This window comes from Aeromonas sp. QDB30 (genome assembly GCF_027707645.1).
Taxonomy (GTDB): Bacteria; Pseudomonadota; Gammaproteobacteria; order Enterobacterales; family Aeromonadaceae; genus Aeromonas; species Aeromonas caviae.
This window is the reverse complement of sequence record NZ_JAPCIY010000012.1, coordinates 1-13,170: the sequence shown is the minus strand read 5'-3', so window position 1 is coordinate 13,170 and position 13,170 is coordinate 1. Positions and strand designations below refer to the sequence as shown.

General features: G+C 62.9%; 9 protein-coding genes and 1 pseudogene. 7 read left to right on the top strand and 3 right to left on the bottom strand.

Features of this window, described 5'->3' with window-relative positions; genetic code table 11:
• Positions 1–58 precede the first annotated feature (58 nt).
• From PG896_RS05815 to ygjK, 4 genes are all read left to right on the top strand, one after another.
• Positions 59–1,315, top strand: a complete 1,257-nt coding sequence (locus PG896_RS05815; protein ID WP_042880306.1) for an adenylosuccinate synthetase — start codon at positions 59–61, stop codon at positions 1,313–1,315.
• 177 nt (positions 1,316–1,492) lie between these two features.
• The gene (locus tag PG896_RS05810) at positions 1,493–2,026 is read left to right on the top strand and encodes a YbhB/YbcL family Raf kinase inhibitor-like protein (RefSeq protein WP_442866194.1); all 534 of its coding nucleotides are present in this window, start codon (positions 1,493–1,495) and stop codon (positions 2,024–2,026) included.
• A gap of 11 nt (positions 2,027–2,037) precedes the next feature.
• Positions 2,038–2,850, top strand: a complete 813-nt coding sequence (locus PG896_RS05805) for a helix-turn-helix transcriptional regulator (protein ID WP_270835512.1) — start codon at positions 2,038–2,040, stop codon at positions 2,848–2,850.
• Between the two features lie 184 nt (positions 2,851–3,034).
• Positions 3,035–5,515, top strand: a complete 2,481-nt coding sequence (gene ygjK / locus PG896_RS05800) for an alpha-glucosidase (RefSeq protein WP_270835511.1) — start codon at positions 3,035–3,037, stop codon at positions 5,513–5,515.
• Positions 5,516–5,594: 79 nt separating this feature from the next.
• On the opposite strand, the gene tyrS is transcribed toward ygjK, so the two are convergent.
• Entirely contained in the window at positions 5,595–6,794 is a 1,200-nt protein-coding gene (gene tyrS / locus PG896_RS05795; RefSeq protein ID WP_010673883.1) for a tyrosine--tRNA ligase, read from the bottom strand.
• 114 nt (positions 6,795–6,908) lie between these two features.
• Between tyrS and PG896_RS05790 the strand changes: the two genes are divergently transcribed.
• Together PG896_RS05790 and PG896_RS05785 are read left to right on the top strand one after the other, a co-directional pair.
• Positions 6,909–8,219 carry a peptidoglycan DD-metalloendopeptidase family protein gene (locus tag PG896_RS05790; protein ID WP_029314150.1) on the top strand — a complete coding sequence of 437 codons (1,311 nt, stop codon included), beginning with the start codon at positions 6,909–6,911 and terminating at the stop codon, positions 8,217–8,219.
• A gap of 65 nt (positions 8,220–8,284) precedes the next feature.
• A complete protein-coding gene (locus PG896_RS05785) occupies positions 8,285–9,409 on the top strand; it encodes an anhydro-N-acetylmuramic acid kinase (protein WP_270835510.1) in 1,125 nt (374 codons plus the stop codon).
• Positions 9,410–9,520: 111 nt separating this feature from the next.
• On the opposite strand, the gene PG896_RS05780 is transcribed toward PG896_RS05785, so the two are convergent.
• Together PG896_RS05780 and PG896_RS05775 are read right to left on the bottom strand one after the other, a co-directional pair.
• A complete protein-coding gene (locus tag PG896_RS05780) occupies positions 9,521–9,922 on the bottom strand; it encodes a hypothetical protein (RefSeq protein ID WP_234929074.1) in 402 nt (133 codons plus the stop codon).
• 378 nt (positions 9,923–10,300) lie between these two features.
• A complete protein-coding gene (locus tag PG896_RS05775; protein ID WP_270835509.1) occupies positions 10,301–11,173 on the bottom strand; it encodes a hypothetical protein in 873 nt (290 codons plus the stop codon).
• 1,056 nt (positions 11,174–12,229) lie between these two features.
• Here PG896_RS05775 and PG896_RS05770 point away from each other — a divergent pair.
• Positions 12,230–13,120, top strand: a pseudogene (locus tag PG896_RS05770) (RidA family protein); the annotation flags it as partial.
• Positions 13,121–13,170: the final 50 nt, after the last annotated feature.

Here is a 13,170-nt window from a genome sequence, read left to right as displayed (position 1 = left end):
TTTTCTAATCCTCACGGGGCTCCTAGGATGGACGCCTAACGTCTTAGGAGAAAGAGTCATGTCGTCTATCGTAGTCGTAGGTGCTAACTGGGGTGATGAAGGCAAAGGCCGCATCGTCGATTATCTGGCAGGCCAGGCTGGCGCCAGTATTCGTTTCCAGGGCGGCAACAACGCCGGCCACACCGTGGTCAACGATCTGGGCACCTTCAAGCTGCACCAGGTGCCGAGCGGCGTCTTCAACCCGGATTGCCTGGTCGTGCTGGGCCCCGGCATGGTGATCAGCCCCGAGAAGCTCACCGTCGAGCTGGAAGAGGTCAAGGCCTCCGGCGTCATTCCCAAGCTCGCCATCTCTGACCGTGCCACCCTCTGCCTGCCGCTGCACGCGCTGGAAGACACCCTGGAAGAGCAACGCCTGGGTGACGGCGCCTACGGCTCCACCCGTCAGGGCATCGCCCCGGCTTACGGTGATCGGGTCATGAAAAAGGCGATCCTGGTGGGCTGGCTGAAACAGCCGGACGTGCTGGTCGAGCGCATCCAGTTCATGCTGGACTGGAAACTGCCGCAGATGAAGGCTCTCTATCCGGACTTCGAATTCACCCAGACCGCCCAGGAGATGGCCGACTGGCTGCTGGAAGTGTCCGCTCCCTGGCTGGACGCCGTCTGCAACGTCAGCATGCCCCTCAAGGCACTGCAAGCCGAAGGCAAGACCCTGCTGTTCGAAGCCCAGCTGGGCGCCGGCCGTGATCTCATCTACGGCGAATACCCCTGGGTCACCTCCTCCCACGTTTCCGGCGCCTACGCCGGCATCGGTGGCGGTCTGCCGGGCCTGCGCCCGGAGCGCGTCATCGCCGTGGCCAAGGCATTCAGCTCCTCCGTCGGTACCGGCACCCTGCTGACCGCCATGGAGAACCAGGACGAGTTCCGCAAGATCACCAACGAGTTCGGCGCCACCACCGGCCGTCCTCGTGACGTGGGTTACTTCGATGCCGTTGCCACCAAGAACGGCGTCGAGCTGCAGGCTGCCACCGAAGTGGCCCTGACCAAGCTGGACTGCCTGACCGGTCTGCCGGATCTGAAGATCTGCGTGGCCTACGAAGGTGCCCACACCGAGAACCCGATCTGGCCGCAGACCGCCGCCCTCACCCCCGTCTACGAGAAGATGGAGAGCTGGAGCGAAGACATCAGCGCCTGCCGCACCTTCGCCGAGCTGCCCAAGGCTGCCCAGGACTATGTGCTGCGCATCGAAGCCCTGCTGGGCGTGCCGGTGCCCATGGTCTCCGTCGGCCCGGGCCGTGACGAGATGATCCTGCGCTAAGGCCCCTCGCCTCTCCCAAAAACCGGCATCCCAGGATGCCGGTTTTTTTATGCCCCTCAAAAGCCCCGAACAGCTCACAAAAGCCACCTCCATGGCATAATTTGAGCCATACGGGCACTCTGTTTTGAGCCAGCCCCCTTAGAGTGAATGCCATATTCACACAAAGGAGTGCCCATCATGAGATCCCCCATTATCCCGCTGCTGCCCCTGTTCTGCCTCGCGGCCCTGCCCGCCAGCGCCATGACCCTCAAGAGTACCGACATCCGCGAGGGTGAACCCATGGACAAGGTCTTCAGCTTCAACGGCTTTGGCTGCAGCGGTGACAACCGCTCGCCCCAGCTGAGCTGGCAGGATCTGCCGGCTGGCACCAAGAGCGTCGCCATCACGGCTTATGATCCAGATGCCCCCACCGGCAGCGGCTGGTGGCACTGGCTGGTGGTGAACCTGCCGGCCAGTCAAAACGAGCTGCCGAGCAATGCCTCCGGCAAGCTCAAGCAGGGACTGGAGCTTCAGACCGACTTCGGCAGCCAGGGCTACGGCGGCCCCTGCCCGCCCGCCGGCCACGGCATGCACCGCTACCAGTTTACCGCCTGGGCCCTGCCCCAGGCCCTGGAGGTGAAGGCAGACACCCCGCCCGCCATGGTAGGCTACATGCTCAACAGCATGGCCCTTGGCAAGGCCACCCTGACCGCCACCTTCGTCACCCCCTAGGAGTCCGCCGGATGAGCACGCCACTGCTGCAACTGCACCACTATCTCGGGATCCGCCAGCAGCCGCTGCACCGGGTGCTCATCTATGCCCCCACCATCATCTGGGTGGAGCAGGGTCACAAGCAGTTGTGGTGGCAGGAGAAGCGCCTGGCGTTCGATCAGGGGAGCTGGCTGCTGATCCCGGCCGGTCACCAGCTCACCTTCGTCAACCAGCCGGAGCAGGGCAAGTTTCGCTCCCGTGCGCTGACCCTGCTGACCCCGCCCCCCGTCGACTGGCTCAGCGCCGCCCAGGCCGGCCCGCTCAGGGAGCCGCGCCTCGCGGTCAGTCCGGCCCTGGCCTTCTGTTTCGAGCTGGTCTGCTCCATGGCGGATCGGCGGCTCCATGAGGCCACCCAGGCCCAGCTGCTGCAAGGGTTTTATGGCGAGCTCAGGGAAGCGGGGGGCCTTGGCCTGCTCTTTCCTGCCACCACCATGACCCTGGGGGAGCGGCTGGCCCGTTACCTCAGCGTGGAGCCTGGTCTTGATCACCGGCTGGAGACGGTAGCGACCCACTTCGCCATGAGCCGCGCCTCCCTGGTCCGCAAACTGGCCGCCGAGGGGCGCAGCTTTCGCCAGGTGCTGACCCAGGTACGCCTGGGGCACGCCCTCACCCTGCTGCAACAGGGGCTCACGCCGCTTCAGACCGCCCTCGCCTGTGGCTACGACTCCCCCGGCCGCTTTGCCGCGCGCTTCAAGGAGGAGTTCGGCCTGACCCCCCACCAATACCTGCGTACCTGCCCCTCCTCTCTCTCGCTGACTGCCACCACAAAAGTAAATAATTACTAAAATATAAGACTATGTAACCTCGTGTAACCGGGTGATCCGGCTCACACTCGTCCCTCCTGCACTGTGACACAGCGCCAATAATCCCGTCAAAATCGCCCTATAATGGCTCTCGCAAACGCTTTCACTAAAACAAATACTAAAAAACACCTTCCTTAACCTACAAAAACTGTCATTGGAGCGAGAGATGTCTCGTAAAAATTTACTATCCGTCACCCTGAGCGTTGCCCTGTTCGGCCTTACTGCCTGCAACGGCAATGACTCCAGCAGCCCGGCCGCCCCCAGCGCCACCCTGGCGAACCAGTATCAGAACGTGATCGACCGCAGCGGCACCCCGCGCCAGTTCCGTGACTTTGACAGCTACTCCAACCTCAAATACAACCCGCTGCTCGATCTCGGCGCCTGGCACGGCTTCCTGCTGCCCGCCAGCGACAGCGAATGGGGTGGCTTTACCGGCCCCATGGTCATCGCCGAGGAGTACAGCCTGTTCTTCGCCAGCGAGCTGGACAAGCTGACCCTGAGCGACGAGAGCGGCCGCGCCTTCCCGCTCACCAGCGCCAGCAAGCAGGCGCTGTACGCCATCCCGGGGGCGCTGGTGCAGCGCTTCGAATTCGAACCCTTCACTCTGGAACTGGAACTGCGCTACGGCGATGCCCGCACTGCGCTGGTTCGCACCCGCCTCATCAACCACACTGGCGCCCCCCTCACCCTCAAGCTCAACTGGCAGGGGGAGCTGCTCAACCAGTGGGATGCCAACAAGACGGTCGCCGAGCAGTACCCCGCCTGGACCCGCACCATCAGCCAGACCGAGCGCGGCGTGGCATTCAAGTTCGGCAAACTGCGCAGCACCTGGAACATCATGCAAAGCGGCAGCGCCAGCTACCGCATCGATCGCACCCTGCCGAGCCGCACCACCCTCGACGAGCGGGGGCTCGGCTACGTGAGCGAGGCCAGCCTCACCCTGGCCGCCAAGGGGCAGCAGGATATCTACACCCTGCAGAGCTATGTGCACTCCAGCGATGAGGCGAGTCGCTTCGAGCAGAGCCGCCAGGCGCTGCTGGCCGACCCCGCCAGCCATTTCGATGACTCCATCCGCCGCTGGGAGGATTACCTGGCGCGCGGCCTCTCCAATCAGGGGATCCCGGAATCGGAGCGGCGCATCGCGGTCAAGGCGATGGAGACCCTCAATGGCAACTGGCGTTCCCCAGCCGGCGCCATCCTGCACGACGGGGTGATCCCCTCCAACACCGCCCGCTGGTTCGACGGGGTCTGGGCCTGGGACAGCTGGAAGCACGCCTATGCCATGGCCCACTTCAACCCAGAGGTAGCCAAGAACAACGTGCGCGCCATGTATGACTACCAGATCCAGGCCGATGACCCGGTCCGGCCACAGGATGCCGGCATGGTGATCGACGCCGTCTTCTACAACAAGCTCGCCGATCGCGGTGGCGACGGCGGCAACTGGAACGAGCGCGACACCAAGCCACCCCTCTCCGCCTGGGCCATCTGGGAGATCTACAGCGCCACCCAGGACAAGGCCTTCATCGCCGAGATGTATCCGAAGATCCAGGCCTATCACGACTGGTGGTATCGGGCGCGGGACAACAACCGCAACGGCATCATCGAATATGGCGCCACCCGCCACGTCGAGCACAACGACGAGTTCGGCAACATCACCTTCAAGGTGCAGTACCCGACGGGGGTACCGGCCGGGCTGGATCTGTCGAGCTGTACCAATGAGGGGGATGGCTGGTATGGCTGCGCCGGCATGGCGCTCTACCAGCAGGTGTTGAGCGTCGGTGGCTACGCCGACATGGATATCGGCGCCCAGCACGGCGCGGGCTGGGAGTCCGGCATGGACAATGCCGCCCGCTTCGGCTTTATCGAGCCGGATCAGCTCAAGCGCTATGCCGACAAGACTTATGGCGGCGACCTGGCCAGGGCGCGCCAGGACTGGAACGTCTTCTTCTTCGAGAACCATCAGAACGACGGCAGCCTCATCGGCTTCTCCATCGATCAGGAGTCGGTGGAGCTCAACGCCTTCCTCGCCAAGGAGAAACGCATCCTGGCCGACATGGCCGAGCTGCTCGGCAAGCCGGACGAGGCGAGCCGCTACCGCGAAGGGGCCAGCCAGCTGGCCGGCTATATCAACAGCTGCCTGTTCGATGAGGCCTCCGGCTTCTATTACGACCGCCAGATAGCCCAGGGGGATCTGCCCGACGCCAACGGCTGCGTCGGCAAGCTGTTGACCGCCCGCGGCCGTGGCCCGGAAGGGTGGAGCCCGCTCTGGGCCGAGGTGGCGGACCAGGAGAAGGCGGCGCGGGTACGCGAGGTGATGCTCAATGCCCAGGAGTTCAACACCAAGGTGCCGCTGGGCACGGCGGCGCTGACCAACCCGGCCTACGACCCCGACATCTACTGGCGCGGCAGGGTCTGGCTGGATCAGTTCTACTTCGGGGTGAAGGGGCTGGAGAACTACGGCTATCGCAGCGATGCCCAGACGCTCGTCAACAAGCTGTTTGCTAACGCCGAGGGGCTGGCGGGCAGCGGCCCCATCCGCGAGAACTACAACCCGGAGACCGGCGCCATGCAGGGGGCCAGCAACTTCAGCTGGAGCTCGGCCCACCTCTACATGCTATATCGCAACTTCCTGAAAACAGAGGGCTGATCCCTCTTTGCAGCAATGAGCCAACAAAAAGGCCTCCGCAAGGGAGGCCTTTCTTATGGCAGCGCCAGGGGCAAACGACTTACTTGACGGTCACCCGGGCAAACTTGCGCTTGCCGACCTGGTAGACGGCGGTGCCGGCACCGATGAGTGCCTTGCCATCGTCCAGCTTCTCGCCATCCACCTTCACCGCGCCCTGCTTGATCATCCGCAGCGCTTCGGAGGTGGTGGCCACCAGATCGGCGTCTTTGAGCAGGTTGGCGATGGCCAGCCCTTCCCCTTCCAGTGCCAGTTCGACTTCCGGCATGTCGTCCGGAATGGCGTTCTTGGAGAAGCGCTGGGTGAAGTCTTCGTGGGCCGCTTCGGCCGCCGCTTCATAGTGATAACGGGCGATGATCTCTTTGGCCAGCCAGATCTTCACGTCGCGCGGGTTGAGGGTGCCGGCGGCAATGCCTGCCTTGAACTCTTCAATCTCGGCGAGCGGACGGAAGGAGAGCAGCTCGTAGTAGTTCCACATCAGATCGTCGGTGATGGACATGATCTTGCCGAACATCTCCCCCGGGGCATCGTGCACGCCGATGTAGTTGGCAGCGGACTTGGACATCTTCTTGACACCGTCCAGGCCTACCAAGAGCGGCATCATCAGCACGCACTGGGTCGCCATGCCCGCATCTTTTTGCAGCTCGCGACCCATCAGCAGGTTGAACTTCTGATCGGTACCGCCGAGCTCGACGTCCGCCTTCAGCGCGACCGAGTCATAGCCTTGCAGCAGCGGATAGAGGAATTCGTGAATGGCGATGGACTGGCCGTTGCTGTAGCGCTTCTTGAAGTCGTCGCGCTCCATCATGCGGGCCACGGTCTGCTTGGCCGCCAGCTTGATCATGCCGGTCGCGCCCAGCTCACTCAGCCAAGTGGAGTTGTACTCGATGCGGGTCTTGGCCGGGTCGAGGATCTTGAACGCCTGCTCGGCATAGGTGAGGGCGTTGTGCTTGATGGCCTCTTCGGAGAGCGGCGGACGGGTGGCGTTCTTGCCGGAGGGGTCACCCACCATGGCGGTGAAGTCACCGATCAGCAGGATCACTTCATGGCCCAGATCCTGGAAGGTCTTCAGCTTGTTGAGGATCACGGTATGACCCAGGTGGATGTCCGGCGCGGTCGGGTCCATCCCCAGCTTGATGCGCAGGGGGCGCCCTTCCTTCAACTTGGCGATCAGTTCTTCTTCAACCAGAATTTCTTCCGCTCCGCGCTTGATCTCGGCTAGCGCCACCTCGAGCTGGGACATTTTTTGACTCTCCAATCACGATTCCACAGGGCCAGACATATTACTGGAATGGCGGGCCAATTGGAAAGGCGGTAAACTCCGACCTTCTTCCGGGTTCAACTTTGTCTGCTTCTCATGGTCCTTTGGCACGCCTTCAACTCTCTCCCTCACTGGCACCGCAAGATGGTGCTTATCCTGAGCATCATGGTGATGATGCTGGCGGCCTGGCCGAGCGAACAGGCAGTCGCCACCCGGGTCGATGTCAACGACAACGAACTGGCCGTCGAGCAGCAGGTCGACGAGGAGGCGCAGCTGGCACGGGCCGAGCCCGTCACCCCGCCCAAACCGCGCTATGTCACCAGACAGGTGAAGGTGCGCAGCGGCGACAACATGGGGGTCATCTTCCAGCGTCTGGGCCTCAGTACCACGGATCTGCACCTCATCGACCAGCTCGAGGGCACGGATACCCTGCGCCTGCTCAAGCCCGGTCAGGAGCTCACCTTCAAGCTCACCAAGGGCGGCGAGCTGCACAGCCTCTATTACCCCCACAGCCTGGAGCAGGCGCTCAAGGTGAACCGCCGGGATGACGGCTTCGTGGCCAGGCCGGTGAAGATCGAGCTCGACACCCGCGAACAGGTGGCCCAGGGGGAAATCCGCTCCAGCTTCTGGGGCGCCGCCGTCGAAGCGGGCATGACGGAAGACCAGATCATGGATCTCGCCGCCATCTTCGGCTGGGACATCGACTTTGCCCAGGACCTGCAGCCGGGGGACAGCTTCCGGGTGGTCTACCAGGACAAATACCAGGATGACGAGCGGGTTGCCTCCGGCGACATCCTGGCCGCCGAGTTCGTCAACCAGGGGGCCATCTACCGCGCCGTGCTGAACACGGATGGCAACTACTACACCCCGGACGGCAAGGCGATGCGCAAGAGCTTCCTGCGCGCGCCGGTCAACTTCAAATACATCAGCTCCAACTTCAATCCGCGCCGCCTTCACCCGGTCACCGGCAAGGTGCGTCCCCACAACGGCATCGACTACGTGGCGCCGGTGGGGACCCCCATCATGGCGGCGGGCGGCGGCAGCGTGGTGGCCGCAGGCTACAACCAGTTCAACGGCAACTACGTCTTCATCAAGCACGCGGGCAACTACGTGACCAAGTACCTGCACCTCTCCAAGCGCACCGTCAACAAGGGGCAGCGAGTGAAGCAGGGGCAGACCATCGGCCTGCTCGGTGGCACCGGCCGGGTCACCGGGCCGCACCTGCACTATGAATTCGTGGTGGGCGGCGTGCACAAGAACCCGCGCACCCTCAACCTGCCCCAGGCGGAGTCTCTCAGCGGGCGGGCGCTGGCCAGCTTCAAGGCCCAGGCCATGCCCCAGCTGGCCAAGCTGGACAGCCCCGAGCTGCAACTGGCCAGAAACAAGGGCAACGGTGACGACAGCTGAGCGCTGTCGACCAAGGTGGAACACGGTATCAGACCGTTCCTCTGCATCATTGAAAGGGGGTTGTCATGACGGAACGCTATATAGGCTTGATGTCCGGTACCAGCATGGATGGTATCGACGCAGTGCTGGTGCAGCTCGAGGGGGATGCACTGCGGGTCGAGGCGGCCCTCTGCCATCCCTGGCCTGCCGATACGGCTCGCACCCTGCATGAGCTTTGCACCCCGGGGGAGAACGAAATCGACCGCATGGGGGTCGCCGACAACCTGGTGGCCCGCGAATTTGCCGCCGCCACCCAGGCCCTGCTCGCCAAGGCGGCGCTGACTCCCAAGGAGATTCGCGCCATCGGCAGTCACGGCCAGACCATACGCCACCGCCCTGCCCTCGGCTTTACCCTGCAAATTGGCAACGCGGCCCTGCTGGCGGCCCTGACCGGCATCGATGTGGTGGCCGATTTTCGCACCATGGACATGGCCCTCGGCGGCCAGGGGGCGCCCCTGGTGCCCGCCTTCCATCAGGCGCTCTTTGCCCGTTCCGGCGCCCTTCGGGTGGTGCTGAACCTCGGCGGCATTGCCAATATCTCGGTGCTGCCCGGCCAGGCCGACGGGGGGGCTGGTTCAGGGGTATATGGCTTCGATACCGGCCCCGCCAACACCCTGCTCGACGGCTGGTATCGCCGCCACCATCCACACGGTGACAGCTATGATGCCGGTGGCCAGTGGGCCGCCAGCGGCAAGCCTATCCCTGCGCTGCTGGAGCAGTTGCTGGCTCACCCCTACTTCGCCGCCCCCGCCCCCAAGAGCACGGGGCGTGAGATGTTCACCCTCGACTGGCTCGACGGCGAGCTGGACGGCAGCGCATACGCCCCCGCAGATGTGCAGCGTACCCTGCAATCCCTGACCTGCCACAGCATCGCCCGCCAGTTGCCCGCCCACAGTGACGCGCCAACCCGGCCCGAGCTGTTTGTCTGCGGCGGCGGCGCCCACAACGCCCCGCTGCTGGCGGAGCTTGCTGCCCTGCTGCCCGACTGGCATCTGACCAGCACCGCCCAGCTCGGCCTTGCACCGGACTGGGTGGAAGGGGCCGCCTTTGCCTGGCTGGCACAACGCTTTATCCAGCGAAAGCCGGGCAACCTGCCTGCGGTGACCGGCGCGAGCCGCCCGGCGGTACTGGGCGCCCTCTATCCCGCCTGAGCCGCTCCCCGAGCGCCCTCCCCCTAATGGAACAAGCCCGAACAGGTGCACCTGATCGGGCTTGTTGTTATGCCTGGCGCCAGATGGCGCAGACCCGTCACTCTGTGCTCCCTACCCGAGCCGCTCTTTCAACCTGGCCGCCTGCGCCTTGAAGGTCTCATAATCGGCGACATGCCGGCTCCTGGCGGCGGTAATCCACTGCACGCCCGTCTCGTCGGCGTGGGAAAACTCGATGCAAAACTCATATTTCGCGCTGGAGAGCAGCCCCATCAGGGCGCCAGACAGAAAACCCACCAGGGGCAGGAAGAGCACGATGAGCCAGTTGCCCGCCTGCTCGTAGGAAGGGGTGAAGTAAAAGAGCACACTGGAGGTGACCACTCCCAGCAACAAGGTCTTCTTGAGCCGATCCATCCAGCCGAGTGCTTTTACCTGCACGCCGACGATGCGGCCCAGATCGTAGCAATCCTTGTTGACCCTCAGTGTGTTGTCCGACTGCTCAATGGCAATGGCCATCCTGATACTCCGTTCTGTTGGCTATGGCGATAAGGGGTTGCCGTGGCGGCCCCGGGTCGTGCATCCCGAGGGCATGACGGGACCAGCGGCCAGCCACGGGGGCAATAGGCAGCGCCTCCCCCCAACAGGAACACACGATGCGCATGGTATGCGTATGGCGCCAAACATCAAAAGACGTTCACATCAAAAGGCGAGGTGGATCACCTTCTACCCGCCCCTTGTCCCCCGTGCAGCCGTTGGCTTTTCTGGCCATCCCCTCTTGGGCAAGGTAGCCGGGGAGCAGGGGTCAGTGAGATAACAGCCCCGTGATGACCCTCAGGAGGGGCGGGCCGATGGGATGGCGCCATGGGCCCGCCCCTCGAGAGCACTCCCATGGCCCTAGAAGGCCCACTTCAGGAAGCGGTTTACCTGGCGCTTGACCGGTGCACAGAGCGGCGGTTTGGGAGGATCCAGGTTGATCTGTCTGCGGCCCACCCTGGCTTCGCCCCGCAGCAGGATCTGGAGATAGTGGGGGTGCTGGCGCTGGATGAAACGGGAGATCTCATGGGCCCAGGGTTTGGGCACTCCCCACAGGGTCGAGGCCAGGGCGCCGACGATACAGAAAAAGGCGGGATCGCGTATGCCCATCCTGACGCCATTCTCCAGCGCCTCCTTGAAGGAGCCCGAATGGGCGATGCAGGTCATCACATTGACCATGAAGGCGGCATAGTCATCTTCCCCGCCGTGGCCCACCCTGACCACCAACCCGGCCTGCGGTCTGTAGCCGAACTGGTGGCCGATGTGCTCAAGCACCGCATTGCGCTGGCGAATGACCTTGGCATAGAACATCAGCATGGCGGTGCAGTCGAGCGCCTGGCTCAAGGCCTCCTGATGAGGATGGGTCTGGGTGGGACGGGGGGTGGTCAGCAGCGCGATCTCCTCCGAGATGGCGAGCAGACCGATGGGCACCGCCGTGCTGATAAAGGCGAGGTCAATGGCGATCGCCAGGTCCTGGCCCTCCTCCATCCGGCCAATGACCACCTGCTCGGCAAAGAGGCGACGCTGGCGCTCGATAAAGGCGCCATAGATCAGGGCCCTGAACTTCTTCTGGGGATAGGGGGTATCGAGCAGGGTCTCCATGGTCAGGATGGCGGCGCCGGTGTGACCGCGCAGTTGATAGTCGGGGGCGAGGGGGAAGTGCTTGCCTAGGCGGGGGGGTGGCCGAAACCCGCTGGTGTGGCTGTACATGTCACCCAGAATGAATCCAAGCATAAAACCTCCGAAGTCAGATGACGGGGATCGCGATGCGATCGCATGTGCCACTCCCGGGCAGATGAGTGCCGATCCGTGCTGCTCGTCGGCAGGGTCCCTGATTTCATTATTAATCATACAGTTAATAATCCACCCAAACCCCGACCCAGGTCGCAATAACGGCAGTTGATGACAAAGAACACAAATAAGAATGGTGCGGTGAAGATGAGCCGGCTGCATCGCAAGGAGTGCGGGATACGTCAGGGCGGCAAAGCAGGGCGAACTCCGGGGCCCCCTCACAGGAAAGGTCATGACAGGAGTGATATGCATCGGGGGGCGGCAAGGGGAAGGCCCCCTCCCCTTGCTTATGAGCCCTGCTGGCGGGCTGTGTTCGCGCCGCTGAAAAGATATGGCATAGGCGATGTGGCGACCCGCCCATGTCAGCCTCCGCAGCAGGGGCTAAAAAGCGCCCTCTCTTTCTCCCGTATTTATGTCATGACCTGTTGCCATGCAAAGAGGGTGAATGTTATTTCAGTGTGCTCACCGCAGCATATTTTGGCGGCGCTGAACAGGGCGTCGAGAGAGCGATAAATAGATAGCTATGCAAAATCGGGAGAATAAGCTGCAATGTCGCCAAAAGTATTAACGGAGGATTCACAGGCTGTAACCCTGATGCGCGACAATATGGCGCTATCTGGTTCCACTTTCATGGTAAAGCGGGATCATCATCACCTTTATTTGCCATGTCCGTCATGAATTGAATCGCAAAATGAATATATTTCACTCTGTTGAGCCACCTCATAGAAACAGGATCCCGGTTTGCATCCCGGGATAACCGCCCCCTAGAATTCTCCCGTCTGAATCACCAGGCCAACTTCTCTCCCTTGTCTGTTGCACGCGCTGTCTGCATCGAAACAGGGCTCGACACTGTGATGATCGTTCTCCTTTTCTCCGTCGCCCTGCGGCGGGAACGGGCAACTGTTGCCGCAATATCACGAGTCATCAGCGTGCCGCATTCGGCCAGGGAAGAACAATGCGGCCCGGACCCTACATCAAAAACGAAAAAGGAGTATCGCCATGAGTGGTACCATCATCAAATCCGCCAGAAATACCCCCAATGCGCCTCAGGATCTGGGGCCCTATACCCAGAGCGTGGCCTTCTCCCACTACAACAATATTGCCGCCCAGCTCCCGGTCGATCCGAAAACGGGCGCACTGGTCGCAGGGGATATCCAGGCCCAGGCCAGACAGTGCCTCACCAATATCCAGGCCATCGTCCAGAGCATTGGCCACGGCATGGAGGACATGGTGAAGGTGACCCTGTTCCTCGCGGACATCGCCGACCTCGATGCCGTCAACGCCGTCTATCGGGAATTCTTCCCCCACTCGCTGCCGACCCGCACAGTGCTCGCCGTCGCCAGTCTGCCGCTCGGCGCCAGGGTGCAGATGGACGCCCTGCTCTCCAACGGGGAAGGCACCTTCCCCCAGGCCCCCTGCCCGCTGCTCAAGATCTCCCGAAACAGCGACCACGCCCCGCAGGATCCGCTCTCCAGCCAGAGCGTCGCCTTCTCTCATTACAACAATATCGGTGCCCAGCTGCCCCTCGACCCCGCCTCCAGCGCCCTGGTTGACGGTGGCATTCGCGAGCAGGCGACCCAGTGTCTGCGCAATATCAAAACCGTGCTGGAGAGCATCGACGTGCCCTTCGACGACATCGTCAAGGTGACCGTCTATCTGACCAATCTGGCGGATCTCGACGCCGTCAACGAGGTCTACACCACCTTCTTCCCGGACTCCGCCATTGCCCGTGCCGTCGCCTATCTGCCGGCCCGCAGCGTGATCGCGGCCTCTGCCCTGCCGCTGGGTGCCCGGGTGCAGATGGATGCGGTCATCTCCCACGGTGACGGCACCCCGCCACAACTGGTGGAAGACAGACACAATGTATCTATTCACCAGGACGGGGTTGACGGCATCAGTTCTGCCGGGATGGGATAATCTGTCTTCTCGATGCACGCCCT

Bases quoted from the DNA above. Each gene is read 5' to 3' on its own strand.
- PG896_RS05815 (WP_042880306.1), top strand. From the start codon at position 59: ATGTCGTCTATCGTAGTCGTAGGTGCTAACTGGGGTGATGAAGGCAAA.
- PG896_RS05810 (WP_442866194.1), top strand. From the start codon at position 1,493: ATGAGATCCCCCATTATCCCGCTGCTGCCCCTGTTCTGCCTCGCGGCC.
- PG896_RS05805 (WP_270835512.1), top strand. From the start codon at position 2,038: ATGAGCACGCCACTGCTGCAACTGCACCACTATCTCGGGATCCGCCAG.
- ygjK (WP_270835511.1), top strand. From the start codon at position 3,035: ATGTCTCGTAAAAATTTACTATCCGTCACCCTGAGCGTTGCCCTGTTC.
- tyrS (WP_010673883.1), bottom strand. From the start codon at position 6,794: ATGTCCCAGCTCGAGGTGGCGCTAGCCGAGATCAAGCGCGGAGCGGAA.
- PG896_RS05790 (WP_029314150.1), top strand. From the start codon at position 6,909: ATGGTCCTTTGGCACGCCTTCAACTCTCTCCCTCACTGGCACCGCAAG.
- PG896_RS05785 (WP_270835510.1), top strand. From the start codon at position 8,285: ATGACGGAACGCTATATAGGCTTGATGTCCGGTACCAGCATGGATGGT.
- PG896_RS05780 (WP_234929074.1), bottom strand. From the start codon at position 9,922: ATGGCCATTGCCATTGAGCAGTCGGACAACACACTGAGGGTCAACAAG.
- PG896_RS05775 (WP_270835509.1), bottom strand. From the start codon at position 11,173: ATGCTTGGATTCATTCTGGGTGACATGTACAGCCACACCAGCGGGTTT.